Raw genomic sequence first — 23,895 nt, 5'->3', positions numbered from 1 at the left:
TTTAAAAATAGTTTATATTTTTGCCAAAAAACTCAAAAATTTATCCAAAATTTATACTTAAAATTATAATATTCAATCTCAAAATTATGCTATAAAATTAAAATAGTAATTTTAATAACCAAATTAGGAGGAAATATGAGATTTAAAAGCTTATTGAAACTCTCTCTTGCAGCAAGCATAGCAGTTTGTGCAAATGGGGCAGACTAGAGCGTATTAAGCGGAGTTGAGGTAACAAGTAGTAGTGGCGGATATGGTGTTGATGACATCAAAATTTCAACTAGAAACGCTAGCCTAGTAAAAGACGTGATGAGAGACATCCCTGGGGTTTACGTAGGCGGAACAAACGGCATGAATCAAAAAATTTACATGAGGGGCGTGAGCGACCGCGGTCTAAATATCACGATAGATGGCGCAAAACAAAACGGAAATACATTTCACCACAACGCTGACTTGCTGATCGATCCAGATCTTATAAAAGCTGTTGATGTCGAGGTTGGTTCAAGATCAGTGGTAAACGGCTCAGGTGCACTTGGCGGTTCGGTCGCCTTTAAAACGGTTGATGCAAAAGACTTGCTTGATGATGGTGAGATCATCGGCGCAAAGATAAAGACAGGATACGCCTCAAATAACAGCGAATTTTCTCAAGGCCTTATGCTCTTTACCGCGCCGGTTGAAGGGCTTGATTTTATAGCCGCTATTAATCACAAGGGCTACGACTACGGCAAAAGCGGCAACAAAAGAAAGATAGGCGGCGACGGAAACGATCTTAGCTATCTTTTAAAGCTTGGTTACAGCTTCCTTGATGCGCATAGAATTTCTATCTCAAGAGAGCATAATGAATTTAAAGGCATGTATCCAATGAGAGCCGAGTTTGGCAGCTGGTATACTGGTCAATTTCCTGTTGATAACCGAAAATATGAACGTGATACTACAACGCTAAAATACGAGTACAAACCAAGCGATCTTCTAAATTTAGATGTAACGGTATACAATACCGAGCATAAAAAAGATGACCCGGTCTTAAAAATTTTAGGCGTAAAAACAAACGGTATAAATGCAAAGGCTAAAAGCGTAGTCGAGACCGGCGCTTTGACGCAGACGCTTAGATACGGCGCTGAGTTTTACCAAAGTAAAAATTTTAACAAGCCAAATAATCACTATCCTGAAAAAGTAAATAACTACTCTATCTACGCAGAAGATGCGCTAAATTTTAGTTCGTTAACTGTTACTCCAGGCATCAGATACACTCATCACGAGCTAAAAAGCTACGATGGTAGAGCCGGAAATGTAAAGAGCTACACTTATAAATACAATGAATTTACCCCAGCACTTGCACTTGATTATGAGATACTTAAAGGTCTTAACGCTTTTGCAAGCTATGCAAGAGTCTTTAGAGGGCCTGATGTCATGGAGTCTATGTATGCTAGTATGGCAGAAAATTTTGAAGCCAACAAAAATCTAAAAGCTACAACTGGAAACAGCTACGAAACTGGTCTTAAATATCATGGTGATATAAGCGAAGCTAGTTCATATAGCCTCTCTGCAAAATACTTTATGACAAAATATAAAAACTTAATCGTAGATAACAGCTCTTATAAAATTGGAATGCTGCCAAATACAACAACTATTTTTAAACGTATAAATGCTGGTGGAGCTGATATAAGTGGCGTTGAGCTACTTGCAAGGCTAAATTTAGACGCACTAAGCCTAGCTGCTAGCTACACTCATCAAAAGGTAAAATATAAAGATAGAGTTGCAAACACAGAAAGGGGCGGATACTATACCTCAAACGTTATCGGCTACCGCGATCAGGGCGATAAATACACATTTAACGCAGAGTACGCATTTTCAAGGATCGATACGCTAATAGGCTACAACTTAATCTACTTTGCATCAAAAAATACCGTCTCAGCCGGTAATGATAAGAGCGCTAAGATACCAAGCTACGCAGTTAGCGACATCTATGCTAGCTATACGCCAAGTAGCGGCAAATTTAAAGGGCTAGAGATAAATGCTGGAATTTACAACCTCTTTAATAAAACTTATGCTTCGCAGTCTCAAAGAATGGCTGATTATACAGGCAATCCAGACTATGTAGACTGGGAGCCGGGTAGAAATTTCAAAGTAAACGTATCTTATAAATTTTAACTTTGTGGCAAGGTGAAAGCCTTGCCAAATTTTTCTTTTATATAAAAATTCTAGCTTTTTTCACTATGCTGTTTGTTTTAAAATTAATATAGTATCATTTTGGCGACTAAACTTTTTTGGGAGAAAAAATGAGGCAGAAGCACTTTGAAGTGGTAATTGTCGGAGCAGGCATTAGCGGGACGGCGCTCTTTTACGAGTTGGCTGCATTTAGTGATATAAAAAAGGTTGCACTTTTAGAAAAATATGACGGCGTAGCTACTCTAAATTCAAACGGCAAAGGCAACTCACAAACCATTCATTGTGGCGATATCGAGACAAATTACACACTAGAAAAGGCAAAAAAAGTCTCTCGTGTGGCAAATATGCCAGTAAAATATGCTCTAAAATACAATCTTGATGGCAAGTATATGTTCGCTCATCAAAAGATGGCACTAGCTATCGGAGATGCCGAAGTAGAGCGCATGAAAGAGAGATATGAGAGTTTTAAAGAGCTTTTTCCTTACCTTGAAATTTATGATAAAGAGCAGTTAAAACAAATCGAGCCAAACGTCGTTTTTGACGCAAATGGCAATGAGAGGCCAGAAAACATCATCGCCATAGGCACGCAAAATGGGCAGTTTACGACGATGGACTTTGGTGGCTTAGCAAACTCTCTTGTGCAAAATGCGCTAAATTTAGGCGCAGATGGTTATGAGATCAGCCTAAACTCAGAAGTAACTGATATAAAAAAGGCGGGCGATACATTTCACATAAAGATAAATGATGGCGAGGTGATCACTGCAAACTACGTTGTAGTAGATGCTGGAGGGCATTCGCTATTTCTAGCTCACAAGATGGGTTATGGGCTTCATCTTAGCACACTGCCCGTTGCTGGAAGCTTTTATTTCGCAAAAAAACGCTTACTAAACGGCAAAGTTTATATGGTACAAAACGATAAGCTACCATTTGCCGCGCTTCACGGCGATCCAGATATCCTAGCTAATGGAAACACTCGCTTTGGACCAACAGCTCTAGTCATACCAAAACTAGAGAGATACCACGGCTGTTCAAGCTTTTTTGACTTTTGTAAATGCCTAAAATTTGATAAAAATATCTTTGAAGTCTTTACAAATCTCTTAAAAGATAGCGACATCAGATCTTATATTTTAAGAAATTTCTTATTTGAAGTGCCATTTATCAATAAAAAAGAATTTGTAAAAGATGCCAGAAAGATTGTGCCAAGCCTAAGTGAAAATGACCTAAGCTATGCTGTAAATTTTGGCGGCGTAAGACCGCAAGTTATCGACCGTAATAAAAAGTGCCTTGAGCTTGGCGAGGGCAAGATAAGCACAGGCGAGGGCATAAGTTTTAATATGACTCCAAGCCCTGGGGCTACGAGTTGCTTTGAAATAGCAAGAACTGATATGATCGAAGCCTGTAAATTTTTAGGTAAAAATTTTAACGAAGAGAAATTTAACGCTGAGTTTTTTGGATAAAAATGGGAGTGTTTGATATTTTTAAAAAAGGTGCGGATATGCCAAAAACAGCACAACAAAGAAAAGATGAGAGTATAAAAAATTTAAAAAAAGAGGGTGTGGCTGTGCTTGAGAGCCTGCCACTAAGGTATGACAATAGTGAAGTTACGCCAAGAAGCATTGATGAGATCATTGCTCGTGCGGTTTGCTCATTTACAGCGATCATGTGCGCTTGTACGATTCGTGACAATGGCCACTTAAGCGAAGATGAGATAGCTTGGGCTAAAGACTTTTTGGGCGATTTTTATAATGACCTAAGTGTAAAAGAAAAAGAGGTCGTAGAGGGTAGAGCCGATATAAATTTGGCCGTAAATATGGGCTGGAAGTATGAGTCACTTTGGATCTTGCTTTGGGCACTTGGCATAGCTAAAGATATCGGAGAGATGGATAAAATTTGCGACTGTGATTTAGTGATGGACGTCTTTAGAGAGGGTGGGCTCAAAAACCGCTCAAAACTGCGCAGTTTGGATGAAATTTTAAGCAAACTCGACCTAGTTTATCGCTACCACTGGGCGTGTGTGGACGCAAGGATAAATGGCAAAAAGGTTGCTGGACTTGACGAAGAGGTCGTTATGGAAAGACGTGCAGGGCTTGAGTGGTTATGTTGCAAAGGTTTGGAAAATGACGATTTGAAAGCTGAATTTAACGCTTGGGACTACCCTGATCTAAATACGTAAATTTACATTTTTGCACTAAAATAAGCCAAAAATGAAAGGAAAAATATGAAAATTTTAGTAACTGGAACAGCTGGATTTATAGGATTTCACTTGGCAAACGCCCTTACAAAAAGAGGTGATGATGTCGTTGGATATGACGTGATAAATGACTATTACGACGTAAATTTAAAGCTTGCACGCCTAAAAACGGCTGGCTTTGAGACTAGCGAGATAGACTACGGCAAGCTTATCGTCTCAAAAACACATCCAAATTTAAAATTTATAAAAGCAGACCTCGCTGATGAAAAGACGATGAAAGAGCTTTTTGGCAAAGAGAAATTTGATGTAGTGGTAAATTTAGCCGCACAAGCTGGCGTTCGCTACTCGCTCATAAATCCAAAAGCCTACATCGATAGCAACATCACAGGCTTTATGAATATCCTCGAATGCTGCCGCCACAATGAGATCAAAAATTTAGTCTATGCAAGCTCAAGCTCGGTTTATGGCCTAAATGAAAACATGCCATTTTCTACGCACGAGGCGGTAAATCACCCTATAAGCCTCTACGCAGCGACCAAAAAGAGCAACGAGATGATGGCGCACACTTATAGCCATCTATTTAATGTGCCAACGACTGGACTTCGCTTTTTTACGGTGTATGGACCATGGGGACGTCCTGATATGGCGCTATTTTTGTTTGTTGATGCTGCGCTTAAAGATAAAACTATCGACGTCTTTAACTACGGCAAGATGAAGCGCGACTTTACCTACGTGGACGACATCGTAAAGGGTATCATCAAGTGCATAGATAACCCTGCTAAGCCTAATCCAAACTGGGACGCAAAGCATCCAGATCCTGCCACTTCAAAAGCGCCGTTTAAGGTCTATAATATCGGTAACAACAGCCCAGTCGAGCTCATGGACTACATCAAAGCAGTTGAGATAAAGATCGGCCGCGAGATCAAGAAAAATTTTCTCCCACTTCAAGCAGGCGACGTGCCAGCGACATTTGCTGATGTGAGCGACTTGGTGGCTGACTTTGACTATAAGCCAAATACAAAAGTAAATGACGGCGTAGCTAAATTTGTTGAGTGGTACTGCAAGTTTTACGGAGTTGAGATTTAGGGAACGCAGATGAGGCGATGTGAATGGGCAAAAGGCGAGCTTGATATAGCTTACCACGATAACGAGTGGGGCAAAGCCATAAAAGATGATAGAAAATTTTTTGAAATGATAGTTCTGGAAGGCTTTCAGGCGGGACTTTCGTGGCATGGAGTGCTTCAAAAAAGAGAGGCCATGAGAGAGGCGTTTGATGGCTTTGATCCAGAGAAGATCAAGCATTACGGCGAGGCTGAGATAGCTAAATTTATGCAAAATGAGAGGCTGATTCGTAACCAATTAAAACTAAAATCACTTTCTGCAAATGCCCTTGCATTTTTATCCGTAACCAAAGAATTTGGTAGCTTTTATGACTATTTGTGGGGATATTTATTAAAAAAATTTGATTCCAAATTTGACGGCAAACAGATCATAAATCACTATCAAGATATCAAACAAGTGCCAGCCACTACGCCGATGTCAGACTTTGTGGCAAAGGAGCTAAAAAAGCGAGGGTTTAAATTTTTAGGCTCTGTTAGCACCTATGCATTTTTGCAAAGTGTGGGCGTTGTAGATGATCATATGGATTATTGTTTTTGCAAGGCAAAAGCTTGATTAGAATATTTTTTGCGGTTTTAGTCCTTTTAAATTTTGCATTTTCTCTTGATTTGCTGCGCCTTAGCGAGTATAAAGATCAAAATGTCAGTGGCTGGCTAGCTAGCGAGAAGCTTGATGGCGTGCGTGCCTACTGGGACGGAGAGAATTTACTCTCAAGACAGGGCAAAAAGCTAAATGCACCGCTAAGTTTTACTAAAAATTTTCCTAAATTTGCGCTCGATGGTGAGCTTTACTCAAAGGAGCTTAAATTTGAAGAAATTCAAGCGACCGTTATGGATAAGTTGCCCTATGAAAAAGCGTGGGGCAGGCTTAAATTTCACATTTTCGACGTGCCTGAGGCAAGTGGTGGCTTGCTTGACCGTCTTGAAGTTTTAGCTAAATTTCTAAAAAATAAGCCAAATCAAAATTTGATCATCATAAAACAGATAAAAATGCGTGATAACGCTCAATTTTTGAAATTTACTGAAAGTATCATCGCAAAAGGCGGCGAGGGAGCAGTGGTGCGTGAGCCAAATGCACCGTACGAGCGAAAAAGAAGTAAAAATGCACTGAAATTTAAAAAATTTAAAGATGCCGAGTGTGAAGTAATCGCTATAAATAAAGGCAGCGGCAAATACGTAAAATTTGCTGGCTCGCTTACCTGTAAAGCGCTTGGTGGCAAAGATGACGAAGAAAAAGCTGGCGAGCCAAAATCTGGCACTATCTTTAAAATAGGCTCAGGACTAAGCGACGAGCAGCGCACAAATCCCCCAAAGATAGGCTCTATCATCACATATAAATTTCAAAATTTAACCTCTAATGGCAAGCCAAGATTTCCAATATTTTTAAGGGTTAGAGAAGATTAAAATTTATTCAAAAGCCTTGCTTTACTTTTGCTTTACCCTATTTTTGATAAAATTAACCACTTTTTACGAAAGGCTTAAACTTGAAAATTTTAGTAACAGGTGGTGCTGGATACATCGGCAGCCACGTAGTAAAAGCACTTTTAAAGCAAGGCAATGATGAGATAACCATCATCGACAATCTCTGCAAAGGCTCACAAAAAGCACTTGAGGCGCTCCAAAAAATCGGAAATTTTAAATTTATAAACGCAAATCTAGAAGATGATCTAAGTGAAATTTTTGCTAATGGCAAATTTGATGCGATCATCCATTTTGCAGCGTTTATCGAGGTTTTTGAGAGCATGAGCGAGCCACTAAAATACTATCTAAACAACACTGCAAACGTTGCGAGGGTGCTAAGATACGCAAAAACTTACAATGTAAATAAATTTATATTTAGCTCAACTGCTGCAGTTTATGGCGAGCCAGACGTGGCAGAGGTGAGCGAAACAACGCCTACAAACCCGATAAATCCATACGGCAGAAGTAAGCTTATGAGCGAGCAGATCATCAAAGACTATGCTGCTTCAAATGAAAATTTTAAATTTGCAATACTTCGCTACTTCAACGTGGCAGGCGCGGACGAAGAGGGACTTATCGGTCAAAACTATCCAAACGCTACACATCTCATCAAGGTAGCTGTGCAAACTATACTTGGTAAGCGCGATAGCATGGGTATCTTTGGCGATGACTATGCAACAAAAGATGGCACATGTGTAAGAGACTACATTCACGTTAGCGACCTAGCAGACGCTCACATCAGCGCACTAGAGTATATTGGCAAAAATGGTAGCGAAACTTTTAATGTGGGATACGGCAGGGGATTTAGTGTAAAAGAGGTCATCGAGGCCGCAAAAAAAGTAAGTGGAGTAAATTTTAAAGTGCTAAATGCGCCAAGAAGGGACGGCGACCCAGCTATCCTCATTTCAAACGCAAGCAAACTACGCTCGCTAACAAGCTGGAAGCCAAAAAGAGATGATCTAGCTCTCATCATAAAAACCGCCCTTGAGTGGGAAAAGAAAATTTAAGGATAAGCATGAAAGTAGCTGTGATTGGAACCGGATACGTTGGACTAGTAAGTGGCGCATGCTTTGCCAAAATGGGCAACAGCGTGATCTGCGTCGATGTCGATGAAAAAAAGATCGAGGCACTAAAAAACGGTGTCGTGCCGATATATGAGCCAGGGCTTGCTGATATCGTAAGTGAGTGCTACAAAAATGGCTCGCTTAAATTTAGCACGCAGATAACTGAGGCGCTAGAGCATGCAGATGTGTTATTTATCGCGGTGGGTACGCCTATGGGCGCTGATGGACAGGCGGATTTAAAATATGTCCTCTCGGTGGCAAAATCGATCGGAGAAAATTTAAGCAAACCGCTAATCGTAGTCGATAAATCAACCGTTCCAGTGGGTACTGGAGCTAAGGTGCATGAGGTGATCAAGGCTGAGCTTAAAAAGAGAAATGTAGAGGTTAAATTTGAAGTCGTTTCAAACCCAGAGTTTTTAAAAGAGGGTGCAGCAGTTGAGGACTTTTTGAAGCCAGACCGCGTAGTTATCGGGGCTAGCAGTGAGTGGGGCTTTAGCGTGATGAGAGAGCTTTACGAGCCATTTATGAAAAATCACGACAGGCTCATTTGTATGGATGTAAAGTCAGCCGAGATGACAAAATACGCTGCAAATTCGATGCTGGCAACCAAAATAAGCTTTATAAACGAGATAGCAAATATCTGTGAACGCGTGGGCGCTGATGTAAATTTGGTGCGAAAAGGCATCGGCAGCGACTCAAGGATCGGATATAGCTTCATCTATCCAGGCTGCGGATACGGTGGCAGCTGCTTTCCAAAAGACGTTGAGGCACTCATCTACACAGCTAGACAAAATGGCTTTGAGCCAGAGCTTCTAAACGCAGTCGAGTCAAGAAATAAGGCCCAAAAAAGAGTACTGTTTGATAAAATTTATAACTTCTTTGGTGGCGATCTAAAGGGCAAGACGATCGCTCTTTGGGGGCTTGCATTTAAACCAAACACAGACGATATGCGCGAAGCTAGCTCGCTAACATTGATAAAGCTTTTAGACGAAGCTGGCGCGAAAGTGGTGGCATATGATCCTAAATCAAGCGAAGAAGCTAAAAAATATATGCCAAATTTAGATGTAAAATACGCTAAAAATAAATATGACGCGCTTAATAACGCCGATGCTATGGTGCTTGTAACCGAGTGGAGTGAGTTTAGATCGCCTGATTTTATGGAGATCAAAGAGAGGCTAAAAAATGCCGTTATTTTTGACGGACGTAACCAATATAACGCTAAAATTTTAGCTGAGCATGGATTTAAGTATTTCCAAATCGGAGTAAAGGCATGAGAAAAATTTTACTTTTTATCGCAGCTTGCGTGCTTCCATTTGCGCTTTTTGCAGGCGAAAATGCGCCAAAAACCGAGGAAAATATTTTTGAGTTACCTATCTCAAAGATGCCGCCTGATTATTTTAAATACGAAGTCGCGTTTTTTAAAGAGATAGAAATCGACTGCAACTTCGCCTTTTTGCTCGGCGGAAAGCTCGAGGAAAAAGAGGACGCGCGTGGGATTTATTACGAATTTAATGGCGGTGACGAGCTAGCGCAAACGATGATGCTCTGCAAGGACAGAAAGAAAAAGAGGCGGGTTTATTATGAGCTCACTAAAATTTTACCAGGCGTTAGCCCTATTAGAATCATAACTCCAAAAGGCGTAAGTGCGGAAATAAGAATGTACGAACGCGTAAAAAAGATAGAAGCAAAAAAGAAAGGAAAAAATAAATGAAAATAGCAGTAGTTGGACTAGGATATGTGGGACTTCCACTTGCAGCAGCTTTTAGCGAGAAGTACGAAGTAGTGGGCTTTGATGTAAATGCAAAACGTATAGAGGAGCTTAAAATTGGGTATGACAGAACGCTTGAACTTAGCAACGAGCAGATGAAAAAAGCGATCGATAATGGCATGAAATTTAGCCTAAATTTAGATGATATTAGAAGTTGCAACTTCTTCATCGTGACCGTTCCAACTCCGATAGATAAGAACAAGCGCCCTGATCTAACTCCAGTCGTAAAAGCGACTGAGAGTGTGGCAAAAGTGCTTAAAAAAGGCGACATCGTTGTTTATGAAAGCACCGTTTATCCAGGCGTTACAGAAGAAATTTGCGTGCCACTTCTTGAAAAAAGCGGTTTGAAATTTAACAAAGACTTCTTCTGCGGCTACTCACCAGAGCGCATAAACCCGGGTGATAAAGAGCATACTGTAACAAAGATCAAAAAGATCACAAGTGGCTCAACTCCAGAGATCGCTGATAAGGTCGATGAAATTTATCGCTCGATCATCACAGCTGGCACTCACAAAGCTTCAAGTATCAAAGTAGCCGAGGCTGCAAAGGTCATCGAAAACACTCAGCGTGACATAAACATCGCCTTTATAAACGAGCTTGCGATGCTTTTTGAAAAGCTTCATATCAACACTATTGACGTGCTTGAGGCTGCAGGTACTAAGTGGAATTTCTTAAATTTCCGCCCAGGCCTAGTTGGCGGACACTGCATCGGCGTAGATCCATATTATCTAACTCACAAAGCTCAAGAGGTAGGCTACAACCCTGAAATGATCTTAGCAGGTCGCCGTATCAACGATGATATGGGCAGATACGCAGCCGATCAAGTGATAAAACTAATGATAAGAAAAGGCGTGCTTATCAACAAAGCCCGCGTGCTTGTTCTTGGTATGACATTTAAAGAAAACTGCCCAGATATAAGAAATTCTCGCGTTATAGACGTGGTTGATGAGCTAAAAGACTTTGGCTGCAAGGTCGATGTGACCGATCCTTGGGCCGATAGCGCTGAGGTAAAACACGAGTACGGCTTTGATCTAGTAAAAGAGTATAACCTAAACGACTACGACTGCATCGTGATCGCCGTAGCTCACAATGAGTTTAAAAAGCTAAATTTAAAAGGCCATTTAGTTTATGATATAAAAAATATCTACCCAGAGGCTGACGCTAGGCTGTAAGGAATTTAGTGCACAAAGTAAGCATAAATTGTAAAATTTTACTTATATTTCTAGCCGCTTATCTGTTTGGGTTTGCGGTTAGGATGCTCTGGGTATTGTGGGCAAAGGATATGCCAGAGTTTTACTTTAATGGCGAATTTATGCTTACGACAAATGACGCATACTACTACGCAGAAGGTGCTAGAGATATGCTGGTTGGCTTTCATCAGCAAAATGACTTTAGCCCCTTTAATCACCCAATCTCAACTATAGTTTTTTATATTTGCAAAATTTTACCTTTTAAGATCGAAAGCGTGATGTTTTACATGAGCGTCTTTTTAGCTCCTCTTATCGCACTTCCAGTTGTTTTGATATCAAATGAGCTTAAGGCGCTAAAAGCTGGGGCAGTGGCAGCGTTTATGAGTGTTATCTTGCCAAGCTATCTTTCAAGGACATCGCCTGGATATTTTGATAGCGACATGTTAAATGTCACATTTGCACTTTTTATCATCTATTTTTTGATCAGGCTTTTAAACACAAATGAACAAAAATTTATCGTTTTGCCTGGAGTCTTTGTATCGCTTTATCTTTGGTGGTATCAAAGCTCATATGCACTTATTTTAAGCATTTTCTTTATGTTTTTGCTATATACGCTAGTTTTTATGCGAGATAGATTGCAAAATTATCAAGCGATATTTTTTATGTTTATAAGCATCGTAAGCTCAAATGTTTTTACTAAAGATCCACTAATAGCAAATAAAATTTTGGTTTTAAATTTAGCAGTTATTGCTTTGTTTTTCTCTCTTTTTTGCAAATATAAAAATTTACTCTCAGCTAGAAATTTAGCCATTTTTCTTACTTTAATGCTAGCTGTTTTTATCTATTTTGGTGGTTTTGATTTCATTACTTCAAAGATGGGTATTTATGTTTTTAAAGGCAATGAAATTCTTAGCGATAAATTTCACTTTATAAATGAGTATAATTTCATCAGCGAAGTAAAAAGTGCTAGTCCTTTGTATTTTATATATTTCATGTCAGGAAATATTCTTATATTACTGGCAGCTATTATTGGATACTTGCTACTTTGCTTTAAATTTCGTCCATTTTTACTTACTTTGCCAATGCTTGGACTTGGACTCGTCTCTTTCTTTGGTGGAGTTAGATTTGTTATGTACGTAACACCACTTGTTGCGCTTGGTTTTGGGTATTTTTTGCATTTTTTTTTAAATTTATTTGATCTTAGAAATTCTATTAAAAATTTATCACTTTTGGTTTTTGCCGTAGCCGCTCTTGCTATAAATTTAGATTTTGCTTATTCATATAGGCCAAAGACTGTAATTAGCCGTGATGAAGCAGTAGCGCTTGATGGGCTCAAAAAGGTCACAAAGCGCGATGATTATGTATTTTCATGGTGGGATTACGGGTATGCTATAAGGTATTTTGCTGATGTTATGACTTTAAACGATCCTGGTAGACAAGGTGGCGAAAATAATTATTTTGTTAGCCTTGCTTTGAGAAAAGATGAGGCATTTTCGGCTAGACTTGCAAGAGTGACAGTTACTTATAATGACATCTCACTTGAGCAAAATGTAAGGCCAATAGATAAAATTTTAAAAGACTACAACACAAGCAATATAAATACTTTTTTGAGTCAGCTTGAAAGCGAAAATTTCACTCTGCCAGCTGCAAAAAAAGAGGTTTATTACTATCTTGTGCCAAATATGATTGACATCGCGCCAAATATCTTTAGATATAGCTATATTGATATTACAACTGATAAAAGGCAAAAAGAGAATTTTTATCATGTTAGTGCATTAAATGGCGTTAGCGAAGCTAGTATCGACCTTGGAGATGGTTATACTTTGCCTACAAATGAGCAAAAATTTATCATACATAACGACGAGAAAATAGCCGTAAAATCATTTTATAAGGTAAAAGGTGCTGGAAGAGATTTGCGAATAGATGAAAAAATCATAGATGAAAACGCCAAAATTTATGTGGTTTTTTTGGAAGATTATGCGCGGATATTGTTGCTTGATGAAAATGCTTTTAACTCATCTTTTGTACAGCTTTTTATATTTGAGCGAGCTGATGAGCGATACTTTGAGCCATTTGTCATCTCAAGTGGTGTAAAAATTTATAGGTTAAAAATCTAATGCTAATCAATCTAATAAGCTCAATCGTCGTTTTTGTCGTATCAATGGGCATAAATTTCTTTCTTACGCCATTTATCTTAAAAAGTCTTGGCAACGAGGCTTTTGGCTTTGTGGGCCTTAGCAACGCCATCGTAAGCTACGCAGCGGTTGTAAGTGTAGCCATAAACTCGGTCAGCGGGCGCTTTGTCGCTCATGCATGGCACAAAAAGGATCTAAGCCTTGCGAACACCTACTACTCATCAGTTCTTGTTGTAAATATCTTATTTTGCGCCGTAGTCGTGGTGCTTAGCTCCGTTTTTATACTAAATTTGCAAAGCTTTTTAAACGTCCCTGAAAATTTACTTTTTGACGTGAGAATGACTCTTGTTTTTTACTTTATAAATTTCTGCGTTGGGCTATTTAACGGCGTTTTGACGGTTTGTGCTTTTGTGACAAACAAGCTCTATCTACTCTCCATCAGAAACGCCATCTCAAGCGCGATCCTAGCAGCCCTCATCGTGGCGCTCTTTTTCTTTTTTAAGCCATTTATCTCATACATTGCCATTTCAGCACTAGTTGCTAGCCTTTTTGTCTTTTTTAGCACCATTTTTATGTCAGCTCGCATCACACCGGAGCTAAAATTTAGCCTTAGTAAATTTGACTTTTCTAAGATAAAAGAGCTTTTAAGCTCTGGCATTTGGAACAGCTTTAATGCGCTAAATCGCATACTTTTAACGGGCATGGATCTTTTTATCTGCAACATTTTTGTCAATGCAAACGCCACTGGCCTTCTTTCAGTCGCCAAGGCCGCCCCTATCATACTTGAGAGCTTTGTAGCGCAGCTTAGTGGTATCTTTGCGCCAAAATTTGTCGAGCTTTACTCTAAAAATTTGATCACGGACCTCATAAAAGAGGCTAAATTTTCAATGAAGGTGATCGCCTTTGTGATGAGCGCTCCAGCCGCATTTTTCGTCGTTTTTGGGCTTGATTTTTACACGCTTTGGCTACCTTTTAAGAGCGCAGATGAGGTTAAATTTATCTACAATGTCTCGATGATCACGCTAGTGCCTATCGTATTTATAAGCTTTGTTTTCTCGCTTTTTAACCTTGATAGCGCGACAAACAAGCTTCGCCGCCCAGCCATTGCCAACACCATCCTTGGCGTTAGCACGATCATAGCGCAGATCGCACTACTTAAATTTAGTGACTACGGCGTTTATGGCATCGTCATCGTCGCAGCCATTTTTTATAGCATAAGAATTCTTGGCTTTGACCTCATAAATGCTGCTTTAAATTTAGAGGTGAAACTCACCACATTTTACGGGGTTTATTTTAAAAATTTAGCCGTTTTTGCGCTTTGCGTGCTTGCGATGTTTGCCTGCAAGGACTTTGTGAGCTTAGATAACTGGCGAAAATTTGCTATCTTTGCTGCGATATACGCCGGCGCAGCTTATGTTTTGGGATATTTTTTGTTTTTTAATGCCTTCGAGCGAGGCATAGTCTGGCGTAAAATTTTAAAAAAATTTAAAAGGTCTTAAATGAATGAAATTTACCTGATCTCTTTGGCAAAAGATACCAAAAGGCGCGAGCTTTTGCAGCAGAAATTTGGCTCTTATGATAGCTTTAAGCTAATAGACGCAGTTGATGGCAGGGAGCTAAACGCGAGGGAGTACTATAAGATCATTTCGCCATCATTTAAAGCTTACGGCAAGGTTTTAAGCCCAGCAGAGGTTGGCTGTTCGCTCTCGCACGTAAAAGCTTACGAGGCATTTTTGGCAAGTGAGGCGAAATTTGCCCTCATCTTTGAAGATGACGTGATAGGAGATGATAATGCCATAAAAGAGGCATTTTTGGCAGCTAGTAAGATGCCTGAAAATAGCGTGCTGATATGCGGCATGCAAGATGGGCTAGAGGGCAGGTTTAGCGCCTTCGGCAAAAAGGTGGATACTAGCCTAAGTAGGCCACTTTGGCAGGTCTCAAAGCACTCATTTTCAAGCATTTATAGAGCAGGGGCTTATGTGCTAACTAAAAAAAGTGCTAAAAATTTGCTTGAAATTCATAAGCGTGCGCTTTGCACGACCGATGTTTGGGACTATTTGCTTGGTGTTAATGATATGCAGATGTATTTTTGTGATCTTTTTGCACATCCAACTGATCTTAGTGACTCAAATATCGAGGGCGAGCGCCTTGAGAGAGGATACAGCGCAAATTTAAAGGCATATATAAAAACAATTAAATTTATACTTTTCTCACGGCTTGAAAAGCTTCAAGGCTATGAGAGAATTTTTAAAAGGAGCTAGATGAGCGAGCCATTAATCAGCATCGTAACCGCGACTTATAAGCGTCCAGAGCTTTTAAAAAAGGCCATAAAAAGCGCTCTAGCTCAAAGCTATAAAAATTTAGAAATAGTTGTAACCGATGACGGCGATGACGAGATTGCGAGTGAAATTTGCAAGAGTTTTAACGACGCTAGGATCAAATTTGTAAAAAACAGCGCTCACAAAAAGAGCCCAAATGGCAACAAAAATAACGGCTTTGACAACGCAACAGGCGAGTTTGTCTGCTTGCTTGACGATGACGATGAACTTTTGCCAGAGGCGATTGTTGAGTGCTATGAAATTTTAAAAAGTGGCGAGTATTCGTGCGTTTTTGCAGACGCGATCTGCGAGAAAGATGGCGTGATGACCGAGATGATAGCTGGTAGAAGCCCATATAACAAGAGTGGGGCGATGAGCAAGGTTGATTATCACTGTGGGCGGATAAATGGGGAGTATTTTAAGCTTTTTTCACGTGAATTTATAGATGATTTTAGGTTTGATGAGAGCAGTTTCGGCGGCGAAAATGAGCTTTACATCCGTTTTTTTGAAAAAAATGTATTCTATCTTAAAAAGCCACTTTACATCTACCGCATCGCAAGAAGCGATAGTGCGACGCTAAATGCCAGCAAACACGCTCTAAACGTAGCAAACGCCTACATAAAAACGGCAAATATGCACTACGATATAGCTATCAAACATGAGCCAAAATTTCTAGCCTTGCAGTATAAAAACGCCGCTTACTATGCCAAAATAGCAGGCGAATATGGCCTTATGCTAAGGTGTATCTTTAAAAGCCTTAGTATTAAATTTAGTAAAGAGGCGTTTATATTTTTGCTGCTTAGTCCGCTTCCAAGTGGCATTTTACCAGCACTTTCAAAGCTTAGAGTAAAGATCAAACAAAGGTTTGGCGTATGAAGATATTATTTGTCACATCAACGCTTAGAAGTGGCGGTGCAGAGAGGGTTTGCGCGGTGATCGCATCAAGATTTAGCGTGGATCACGATGTAAGCCTTGTTAAATTTGACAAGGATGAGCCATTTTACGAGCTGGCAAGCGGCGTGAAGCTCATAAATTTAGGCATTGGGGCTGATGAGCTTGGCTTAATTGGAAATTTAAAAAAGAGAGTTTTGAAAGCGCTTGCCTTAAGAGCGCTCATACGAGAGGGCAAATTTGACGCTGTAATATCCTTTTTAGACGCCGTAAATACCTTGGTACTCTTTAGCTCAGCTGGGTTAAAGACGCCTATAATAATAAGCGAGCACACAAACTATCTTGCACCAAAAAGAGCGATCTTTAAGGTGCTAAGACGCATAAGCTATCCATTTGCAAACGCACTTAGCGTCTTAAGCGACGAGGATCGTGGCTACTACTCAAAATTTTGCAAAAATGTGATGAAAATTTACAACCCACTCTTTGAAGAGGTGCGCAGTGAGAGTTTTGCCAAAGAAAATTTAATCATCTTTGTTGGCAGGCTAAATAAGATAAAAAACTGCGAAATGTTTGTAAGAGTGGCTGCAAGCTTAAAGCAATGTGGCTATAAATTTGCTGTCGCTGGAGATGGTGGTGAGAGAGCAAATTTAGAAAATTTAGCTAAAAATTTGGACGCTAATATCGAATTCTTAGGCAACGTTAGCGACATCGCCTCACTTTATAAAAGAGCAAAGGTGCTGCTTTCTTGCTCAAATTTCGAGGGTCTTGGAAACACCTTGATAGAGGCGATAAACTACGACTGCGTGCGGGTTGCGACAAGAACTAGCGGGGCAAAAGAGCTTATAAAAGATGGCTTTGATGGCTTGCTTTGCGAGATAAATGACGCTGATCAGATGAGCAAAAAGCTTGCAAATTTGATCCAAGATGAGACAAAAATGGGCGAATTTGTCAAAAATGCAAGGGCTAGACTTGATGAGTTTAGCGTGGAGCAAATTTATAAAAAATGGCTAGAGCTTTTAAGGCTTGGAGGTGTGAAGTGAAAATTCTTTTTGTCATCGCCGCACTTAGAAATGGCGGAGCTGAGCGAGTGCTAAATGTGCTTGCAAATGAGCTTAGCAAGGACAATGAGATCACTATCGCCCTGCTTGAAGAGGATCTTGGGCTTTATAAATTTAGTGACAATATAAATATCATAAATCTTAACGTCACTGGCTCAGGTGTCGCTTTAAAATTTAAGAAAATCCTCGCCCTTAGAGCACTTTTTAAAGAGCAAAGAGCTGATCTTATAATGAGCTTTATCGACTGGACAAATGTCGCTTGTGTGCTGGCAAATGCTGATCTAAGGAGCAAACTAATAGCAACCGAGCATCACGAGCATAGCTACTTAAAAAGCAAAATCGCAAGCGCTATGCGTGATATTTCCTATAAATTTGTAGATGGCTTAAGCGTGCTAAGCAAAAGCGACTACGAGTACTATAAATTTGTCAAAAACTGCGAGGTCATCCACAACCCACTTTTTATCGACATGCCTAAAATTTGCAAGAAGCAAAACGTCATCTTAAGCGTGGCGAGGCTGGAGGTGGTAAAGGGCTATGATGTCTATTTTGAGGCGCTTAGCAAGGTAGATAAGAGCTTGCTTGATGGCTGGGAGATAAAGATCGCAGGCAGTGGCAGGCAAGAAGTACAGCTAAAGCAAATGGCGTCAAATTTAGGGCTTAACATCAAATTCTTAGGCCATATGAGCGACGTCACAAAGCTTTATAGCGAGGCAAAAATTTTTACTCTTAGCTCAAGAAGCGAGGGGCTTTCAAATGTGCTAATAGAATCAGGCGCTTTTGGTTGCGCTAGGCTAAGCAGTGACACCGTGGGCGCAAGGGAGCTTATAAATGACGGCACGGACGGACTTATCTTTAAAAATGGCGACGCAAATGATCTAAAAGATAAGCTTGAAATGCTTTTAAAAGATGAAAATTTAAGGCAAAAACTAGCAAAAAACGCCAGCGAAAGTGCAAATTTATTTAGCAAAGAAAACATCATCAAGCAGTGGCGAGAATTTATAAAAAAGGTTGTTAGCAAGTGAAAAAATTAGCCGTTTTTTTATATTCGATGGGACCTGGTGGGGCTGAGCGAAATGTGGCAAATTTACTGCCATTTTTGATCAAACGTTATGAAGTTCATCTCATCTTAATGAGCAAGGTCATCGCCTATGAGATCCCAAGCGAGGTGCAGATCCACTTTATAGAAAACAGCGATCCTTATGAGAACGGGCTAAAGAAGCTTGCAAGGCTCTTTTTGGCAATGCCAATGCTTGCCTTTAAGTATAAAAAACTTTGTCAAAATTTAGGCATAGACACGCAGTTTGTGCTTATGAACCGCCCTTGTTATATTGCTGGGCTTGCTAGAATTTTAGGGCTAAAGGCTAGGCTAGTTATCAGCGAGCGAAGCTGTCCGTCGATCCTATATAAAAACGATCTAAGCGGGCGAGTTAATAAATTTTTACTCACTCATCTTTATAAAAAAGCTGATCTAATTCTCGCAAATGCAGCTGGCAATAAAGAGGATCTGGTGCGAAATTTTGGCATGAGTGAGACTAAAACAAAGGTGCTTTATAACGCCCTTGATCTAAAAACTATAAATTTGCTAAAAGATGAGCCACTTGAGGATGATTTTAAGCCATTTTTCATAAACATAGGCCGCCTTGATAGCGGTAAAAATCAAGCCATGTTAATAAAAATAATCGCATCTATCAACGACCATCGAGCCACGCTTGGCATCCTTGGCAAAGGACCTTTAAAGGACGAGCTACAAAATTTAATCGACAAGCTTAATGTAGGCGAGCGAGTAAAGCTTCTTGGCACTGATAAAAATCCTTTTGGGCACATAAAAAATGCCTCTTGCTTGCTTTGCGCTTCGCGTTTTGAGGGCTTTTCAAATGTCTTGCTTGAAGCACTTGCATGCGAGAAAACTATCATCTCGACCGAACATAAGAGTGGCGCAAAGGAGCTTTTGGGCGAGAGTGAGTTTGGTATTTTGGTACCAGTTGATGACGAAAATGCGATGAAAGAGGCGATGATAAAGGTGCTTAATACGCCTGAAATAAGGCAAAATTTTGAAAAGGTTGCGTATAATCGGGCTAAATTTTTTGATAGTGAAAATATAGCGAGCAAGCTTATAAATTTTTTGGAAAATCCTAATGAATAAAAATTTGTTTTTTAAAAATTACTCTTTATACTTGATGATATTTGTCGCAGTCCTTTTTAGCGTGGTTTGTAGGCTCTACTGGGTCTTTTGGGCGAGTGAATATCCGGTATTTTTCTGGAACAACGAGCTAATGATCAGCACAAACGACGGCTACGCATTTGCCGAGGGCGCAAGGGATATGCTGGCTGGCTTTCACCAAGAAAACGACCTTAGCTACTACGGCTATCCGCTTTCCACACTTACTTACTGGATCGTAAAATTTCTAGGCGTTAAGCTTGAGACGGCGATGATTTATATGAGCGTATTTTTCTCATCGCTTGTCGCTATGCCAGTCATCTTGATCGCAAATGAGTATAAGTTAAAATTTGCTGGCTTTATCGCTGCACTTCTTGCAGTGATCGCAAATAGCTACTACAACCGCACAATGGCAGGTTACTACGACACCGACATGCTCATCATCCCGCTTAGCGTCTTTGTCGTTTGGGGACTTGTTAGGGTGCTTGAGAAAAAGGACACAAATAGCCTAATAATAGCGCCTTTAAGCGCACTTATTTATATGTGGTGGTATGCGAGCGCATTTTCGCTTATTAGCATTTTAACTGGGCTATTTTTACTTTACACGCTCATTTTTGATAGGAAAAATCCACTTTTTTACCTTGAAATTTCGCTGCTTTTGCTTGCTATCTCAAATCTTGATCTAACGCTTAAATTTATTGCTATCATCGCTATTTATGCGTTTTGTCTTTTTAAAAAAGAGGTGATAAATTTAAAAATTGCTCTTGGTATTTTGGCATTTGTTTTTATTGTTTTTGTAATTCGTGGCGGACTAAATCCGATTATTTTTCAGCTTAAATTTTACGTCTTTAGAGATGCGCCTGAAGTTGGAGGCATGAGCTTTCACTTTTTTAATGTCAATCAAACCATCCAAGAGTCAAGCATCGTTGATTTTACGCTATTTTGCGAGAGGATCAGCGCAAATATCATCACATTTTTGATCTCACTTGCTGGCGTTGCTCTTTTTTGCTACAAACACCGCTCATTTGCCGTCTCGCTTGGCATGCTTGCACTTGGCTTTTTAGCATTTAAAAGTGGCCTTAGATTTACTATTTATGCTGTGCCTATTATGGCGCTTGGCTTTGGCTATTTGGTGGAGTTTATACTTTCAAATTTAAAGCTAAAAGGAGCGGTACTAAATCTTGCGAGAGCCTTTATAACCATGCTTGCTCTTACTCCAGCGCTCATTCATATCTATGGTTACAAGGCTGAGCCAGTTTTTGTACACAAAGAGGTTGAAATTTTAAATAAGCTAAAAGGTATCGCAGGACGCGAGGACTACGTGGTTGCGTGGTGGGACTATGGATATCCGATCAGATATTACAGCGATGTTAAGACGCTCATTGACGGCGGAAAGCACCTTGGGCGTGAAAATTTTGCCGTGAGTTTTGCGCTTGGAAGCGATGAGATGAGCTCGGCAAATATGGCAAGGCTTGATGTTGAGTACACAGAGCGAAATTTTAAAGAGCGATTTAATGGCAATTTGGCTCAAATTTTAAAAGAGAGAAATGCAAGCATCGATCAGTTTTTTAGCGATATAAAAGAGGCAAATTTTAGCCTGCCAGCAAAGACAAGAGATATTTATTACTATCTTCCAGATAGGATGCTTGGTATTTTTCCGACCATTTTGCAATTTAGCAAGATCGATCTAAAAAGTGGTAAAAATTTAAACAACGGCCTTTTTATCGTCACAAGAGCGATCTCTCAAAATGAAAATGGCATTAGACTAAATGGTGGTTTTACGCTCACAAGTGATGTCACAAATTTAATCTATGATGGCAACATCTTGCCTCTTAAATCTTTCATAGAGACTGATTATAACGAGGCTGGCAAGCTAAATGTCAAAGAGTATAAAAATAACGAAAGCTCAAATATTTCTGTCATTTTTATGAGAGATTATGGCAGGTTTATCATCCTTGATGAAAGTATTTTAAATAGCGCATACATCCAGCTTTTTGTGCTTGAAAGGTACGATCCAAAAATTTTTGAGCCAGTCATACTTGATGGGGCGGCAAAAATTTATAAATTAAAGAGGTAAAAATGGCAAGGATAGGGTTTTTAAGCCACGCTGACATGAGTATACACTTTTTTAGGCGTCCAATAATGCAGGCTTTAAAAGATATGGGGCATGAAGTTTTTGCTATCGCTCCAAAGGGAAATTTTACTGATGAGCTTGCTAAAAGCTTTCACTCCGTTACCTACGAGCTTGACAAAGCCAGTCTAAATCCACTAACTGTGATAAATAACTCAAAAAAACTTTCTCAAATTTTAGGTGAGCTAAATTTAGACCTGCTTCAAACTGGCGCTCACAAGTCAAATGTCTTTGGCACGTTTGCCGCTAAAAACGCTGGCATAAAGCACGTGATAAATTTGGTTGAAGGTCTTGGCAGCTTTTATATCGATGATGATATTAAGATAAAGGCAGTGCGTTTTGTCATGGAGAGTCTTTATAAATTTTCCTTTGCTAAGGCTGATGCCTGCGTATTTGTAAACGACTCGGACGCTGATTATATGATTTCAAAAAATTTGATAGATAAAAGTAAAGTGTACCGCATAAAAAGTGTCGGCGTTGATACTATCAAATTTGACCCAGCCATCACGCAGGCGGCTGATCTTGGCGATAAAAAGGTGATTCTCATGATCGCAAGAGCCATGTGGCACAAGGGCGTTCGTGAATTTTACGAGGCAGCTGAAATTTTAAATGGCTACAGAAACTGCGAATTTGTCTTTGTGGGCGAGGGCTTTAGTGGCAACAAATCAACCGCAGATGAGAGCTTTTTAAAAGGTGGTAAAGTACGTTATCTTGGCGCTAGAAACGACATACCACAGCTGTTAAAGGCTTCTTACTTGCTAGCACTTCCTAGCTACAAAGAGGGCTTTCCAAGAACGGTTTTAGAGGCGATGAGTATGGCTAAAGCAGTCGTTGCTAGCGATGTTACAGGCTGCAATGAGGCAGTAAAGGACGGCTACAACGGACTTTTATGCAAGGTAAAAGACGCAAATGATCTTGCTGGAAAGATAAAAATTTTGCTTGATGACGAAGCACTTTGTGCTAGACTTGGGCAAAACGGCAGAAGCTGGGCGGTTAGCGAGTTTGACGAGAAGCAAATCGCAAAAAGATATATAGAAATTTATAGGAAATTTATAGATGTATAGAAATTTTTTAAAAAGGGTGATTGACATTTTGGGGGCACTATGTTTGCTCATCTTAACATCGCCTATTATCGTAGCAACGGCGATTTTTATCTATTTTAAAGTAAGCCGCGATGTCATTTTTACGCAGGCAAGACCAGGTCTTAATGAGAAAATTTTTAAAATTTATAAATTTAAAACAATGAGCGACGAGCGTGACGCAAATGGTGAGCTCTTGCCAGACGAGCAGCGTCTTGGTAGATTTGGCAAACTGATCCGCTCGCTTAGCCTTGATGAGCTGCCACAGCTCTTTAATGTGCTAAAAGGAGACATGAGTTTCATCGGACCAAGGCCGCTTTTGGTTGAGTATCTGCCCATCTATAACGAAACACAAAAGCACCGCCACGACGTACGTCCAGGTATCACAGGCCTAGCGCAGGTAAATGGCAGAAACGCCATAAGCTGGGAGAAAAAATTTGAGTATGATGTCTATTACGCTAAAAATTTAAGCTTTATGCTTGATGTAAAGATTGCCTTACAGACCATCGAAAAGGTGCTAAAACGAAGTGGCGTCAGCAAAGAGGGGCAGGCTACGACGGAGAAATTTAATGGCAAAAACTAAGAAAATTTACATCTACGGCGCGAGTGGGCATGGTCTTGTGGTCGCTGACATCGCTAGAAGCAACGGCTATGATGAGATAGTTTTTTTAGATGATGCTAGCGAGTGTAAATTTAGCCCAGAGCTTGAAAAAGCCGATATCATAATAGCCATTGGCGAAAACAAAACTAGGCAAAAGATCAGCAAAAAAGTAGAGGCTGCTGGCTTTGAGATAGTAAATTTAGTCCATAAAAGTGCGGTTGTGAGCGAAAGCGCTGTAATAGAAAAAGGTGTAGTTGTCATGCCAAATGCCGTGATAAACGCAAAAGCTCGCATAAAAGAGGGTGCTATCATAAATTCTGGCGCAGTCATAGAGCATGAGTGCGACATAGGTAAATTTGCTCACATCAGCCCAAATGCAGCCCTTGCTGGAAATGTTAGCGTGGGCGAATTTACGCATGTTGGCATTGGCTCAAGCGTCATTCAAGGCATAAGCATCGGCAAAAACTGCATCGTTGGTGCTGGAAGCGTGGTTGTTAGAGATATAAAAGATGGCACAAAGGCGTATGGCGTGCCTGCATGCGAGCGCGCTAAGATATAAATTTAAA

Annotated in this window: 21 protein-coding genes; all 21 read left to right on the top strand. The window is 40.0% G+C overall.

Annotated features, from left to right (window positions below; translation table 11 throughout):
* Positions 1 to 264: 264 nt before the first annotated feature.
* The 21 genes from CYO92_RS03770 (at position 265) to pglD (ending at position 23,888) form a co-directional block, all read left to right on the top strand.
* Positions 265 to 2,148: a TonB-dependent receptor domain-containing protein gene (locus CYO92_RS03770; protein WP_103588441.1), complete on the top strand. Its 1,884-nt coding sequence runs from the start codon at positions 265 to 267 to the stop codon at positions 2,146 to 2,148.
* A 128-nt stretch (positions 2,149 to 2,276) separates the two neighbouring features.
* Complete coding sequence (locus CYO92_RS03765; RefSeq protein WP_103588440.1) at positions 2,277 to 3,623, top strand: FAD-dependent oxidoreductase; 1,347 nt, start codon at positions 2,277 to 2,279, stop codon at positions 3,621 to 3,623.
* A gap of 38 nt (positions 3,624 to 3,661) precedes the next feature.
* Complete coding sequence (locus tag CYO92_RS03760) at positions 3,662 to 4,339, top strand: DUF4272 domain-containing protein (protein WP_223315374.1); 678 nt, start codon at positions 3,662 to 3,664, stop codon at positions 4,337 to 4,339.
* A gap of 45 nt (positions 4,340 to 4,384) precedes the next feature.
* Positions 4,385 to 5,443, top strand: coding sequence for an NAD-dependent epimerase (locus tag CYO92_RS03755; RefSeq protein ID WP_103588438.1), 1,059 nt, complete (start codon positions 4,385 to 4,387; stop codon positions 5,441 to 5,443).
* Between the two features lie 9 nt (positions 5,444 to 5,452).
* On the top strand, positions 5,453 to 6,031 hold the full coding sequence (locus tag CYO92_RS03750) for a DNA-3-methyladenine glycosylase I (protein ID WP_103588437.1): 579 nt from the start codon (positions 5,453 to 5,455) through the stop codon (positions 6,029 to 6,031).
* Positions 6,031 to 6,879, top strand: a complete 849-nt coding sequence (locus CYO92_RS03745; RefSeq protein ID WP_103588537.1) for a DNA ligase — start codon at positions 6,031 to 6,033, stop codon at positions 6,877 to 6,879. Before CYO92_RS03750 ends, CYO92_RS03745 begins: the two co-directional genes overlap by 1 nt.
* Positions 6,880 to 6,959: 80 nt before the next feature.
* Positions 6,960 to 7,943: a UDP-glucose 4-epimerase GalE gene (galE, locus tag CYO92_RS03740; protein ID WP_103588436.1), complete on the top strand. Its 984-nt coding sequence runs from the start codon at positions 6,960 to 6,962 to the stop codon at positions 7,941 to 7,943.
* An 8-nt stretch (positions 7,944 to 7,951) separates the two neighbouring features.
* On the top strand, positions 7,952 to 9,274 hold the full coding sequence (locus CYO92_RS03735; protein ID WP_103588435.1) for a UDP-glucose dehydrogenase family protein: 1,323 nt from the start codon (positions 7,952 to 7,954) through the stop codon (positions 9,272 to 9,274).
* Positions 9,271 to 9,711, top strand: coding sequence for an ecotin family protein (locus CYO92_RS03730; protein WP_103588434.1), 441 nt, complete (start codon positions 9,271 to 9,273; stop codon positions 9,709 to 9,711). Before CYO92_RS03735 ends, CYO92_RS03730 begins: the two co-directional genes overlap by 4 nt.
* Positions 9,708 to 10,940, top strand: coding sequence for a nucleotide sugar dehydrogenase (locus CYO92_RS03725; RefSeq protein ID WP_103588433.1), 1,233 nt, complete (start codon positions 9,708 to 9,710; stop codon positions 10,938 to 10,940). The genes CYO92_RS03730 and CYO92_RS03725 overlap by 4 nt, the downstream gene beginning before the upstream one ends.
* Before the next feature lie 8 nt (positions 10,941 to 10,948).
* Complete coding sequence (locus CYO92_RS03720; RefSeq protein WP_103588432.1) at positions 10,949 to 13,075, top strand: STT3 domain-containing protein; 2,127 nt, start codon at positions 10,949 to 10,951, stop codon at positions 13,073 to 13,075.
* Positions 13,075 to 14,592: an MATE family efflux transporter gene (locus CYO92_RS03715; protein ID WP_103588431.1), complete on the top strand. Its 1,518-nt coding sequence runs from the start codon at positions 13,075 to 13,077 to the stop codon at positions 14,590 to 14,592. The genes CYO92_RS03720 and CYO92_RS03715 overlap by 1 nt, the downstream gene beginning before the upstream one ends.
* On the top strand, positions 14,593 to 15,354 hold the full coding sequence (locus CYO92_RS03710) for a glycosyltransferase family 25 protein (protein WP_103588430.1): 762 nt from the start codon (positions 14,593 to 14,595) through the stop codon (positions 15,352 to 15,354).
* Entirely contained in the window at positions 15,355 to 16,287 is a 933-nt protein-coding gene (locus CYO92_RS03705; protein ID WP_103588429.1) for a glycosyltransferase family 2 protein, read from the top strand.
* Entirely contained in the window at positions 16,284 to 17,342 is a 1,059-nt protein-coding gene (locus CYO92_RS03700; RefSeq protein ID WP_103588428.1) for a glycosyltransferase, read from the top strand. The genes CYO92_RS03705 and CYO92_RS03700 overlap by 4 nt, the downstream gene beginning before the upstream one ends.
* Entirely contained in the window at positions 17,339 to 18,382 is a 1,044-nt protein-coding gene (locus CYO92_RS03695; protein ID WP_103588427.1) for a glycosyltransferase, read from the top strand. The genes CYO92_RS03700 and CYO92_RS03695 overlap by 4 nt, the downstream gene beginning before the upstream one ends.
* The gene (gene pglJ / locus CYO92_RS03690; RefSeq protein WP_103588426.1) at positions 18,379 to 19,503 is read left to right on the top strand and encodes an N-acetylgalactosamine-N,N'-diacetylbacillosaminyl-diphospho-undecaprenol 4-alpha-N-acetylgalactosaminyltransferase; all 1,125 of its coding nucleotides are present in this window, start codon (positions 18,379 to 18,381) and stop codon (positions 19,501 to 19,503) included. Before CYO92_RS03695 ends, pglJ begins: the two co-directional genes overlap by 4 nt.
* Positions 19,496 to 21,595, top strand: coding sequence for an STT3 domain-containing protein (locus tag CYO92_RS03685; protein WP_103588425.1), 2,100 nt, complete (start codon positions 19,496 to 19,498; stop codon positions 21,593 to 21,595). Before pglJ ends, CYO92_RS03685 begins: the two co-directional genes overlap by 8 nt.
* 2 nt (positions 21,596 to 21,597) lie before the next feature.
* Positions 21,598 to 22,713, top strand: coding sequence for a N,N'-diacetylbacillosaminyl-diphospho-undecaprenol alpha-1,3-N-acetylgalactosaminyltransferase (gene pglA / locus CYO92_RS03680; RefSeq protein WP_103588424.1), 1,116 nt, complete (start codon positions 21,598 to 21,600; stop codon positions 22,711 to 22,713).
* Positions 22,706 to 23,311, top strand: a complete 606-nt coding sequence (gene pglC / locus CYO92_RS03675; protein WP_103588423.1) for an undecaprenyl phosphate N,N'-diacetylbacillosamine 1-phosphate transferase — start codon at positions 22,706 to 22,708, stop codon at positions 23,309 to 23,311. Before pglA ends, pglC begins: the two co-directional genes overlap by 8 nt.
* On the top strand, positions 23,298 to 23,888 hold the full coding sequence (pglD, locus tag CYO92_RS03670; RefSeq protein WP_103588422.1) for a UDP-N-acetylbacillosamine N-acetyltransferase: 591 nt from the start codon (positions 23,298 to 23,300) through the stop codon (positions 23,886 to 23,888). Before pglC ends, pglD begins: the two co-directional genes overlap by 14 nt.
* The last annotated feature ends 7 nt before the right edge of the window (positions 23,889 to 23,895 follow it).

This window comes from Campylobacter concisus (assembly GCF_002913715.1).
Taxonomy (GTDB): domain Bacteria; phylum Campylobacterota; class Campylobacteria; order Campylobacterales; family Campylobacteraceae; genus Campylobacter_A; species Campylobacter_A concisus_AG.
The sequence above is the reverse complement of the archived record's forward strand: the minus strand, read 5'-3'. Positions and strand labels throughout refer to the sequence as shown.

Excerpts from the sequence above, each read along its gene's own strand:
- CYO92_RS03765 (WP_103588440.1), top strand. The coding sequence starts at position 2,277 with ATGAGGCAGAAGCACTTTGAAGTGGTAATTGTCGGAGCAGGCATTAGC.
- CYO92_RS03760 (WP_223315374.1), top strand. The coding sequence starts at position 3,662 with ATGCCAAAAACAGCACAACAAAGAAAAGATGAGAGTATAAAAAATTTA.
- CYO92_RS03755 (WP_103588438.1), top strand. The coding sequence starts at position 4,385 with ATGAAAATTTTAGTAACTGGAACAGCTGGATTTATAGGATTTCACTTG.
- CYO92_RS03750 (WP_103588437.1), top strand. The coding sequence starts at position 5,453 with ATGAGGCGATGTGAATGGGCAAAAGGCGAGCTTGATATAGCTTACCAC.
- CYO92_RS03735 (WP_103588435.1), top strand. The coding sequence starts at position 7,952 with ATGAAAGTAGCTGTGATTGGAACCGGATACGTTGGACTAGTAAGTGGC.
- CYO92_RS03730 (WP_103588434.1), top strand. The coding sequence starts at position 9,271 with ATGAGAAAAATTTTACTTTTTATCGCAGCTTGCGTGCTTCCATTTGCG.
- CYO92_RS03725 (WP_103588433.1), top strand. The coding sequence starts at position 9,708 with ATGAAAATAGCAGTAGTTGGACTAGGATATGTGGGACTTCCACTTGCA.
- CYO92_RS03715 (WP_103588431.1), top strand. The coding sequence starts at position 13,075 with ATGCTAATCAATCTAATAAGCTCAATCGTCGTTTTTGTCGTATCAATG.
- CYO92_RS03710 (WP_103588430.1), top strand. The coding sequence starts at position 14,593 with ATGAATGAAATTTACCTGATCTCTTTGGCAAAAGATACCAAAAGGCGC.
- CYO92_RS03705 (WP_103588429.1), top strand. The coding sequence starts at position 15,355 with ATGAGCGAGCCATTAATCAGCATCGTAACCGCGACTTATAAGCGTCCA.
- CYO92_RS03700 (WP_103588428.1), top strand. The coding sequence starts at position 16,284 with ATGAAGATATTATTTGTCACATCAACGCTTAGAAGTGGCGGTGCAGAG.
- CYO92_RS03685 (WP_103588425.1), top strand. The coding sequence starts at position 19,496 with ATGAATAAAAATTTGTTTTTTAAAAATTACTCTTTATACTTGATGATA.
- pglA (WP_103588424.1), top strand. The coding sequence starts at position 21,598 with ATGGCAAGGATAGGGTTTTTAAGCCACGCTGACATGAGTATACACTTT.
- pglC (WP_103588423.1), top strand. The coding sequence starts at position 22,706 with ATGTATAGAAATTTTTTAAAAAGGGTGATTGACATTTTGGGGGCACTA.
- pglD (WP_103588422.1), top strand. The coding sequence starts at position 23,298 with ATGGCAAAAACTAAGAAAATTTACATCTACGGCGCGAGTGGGCATGGT.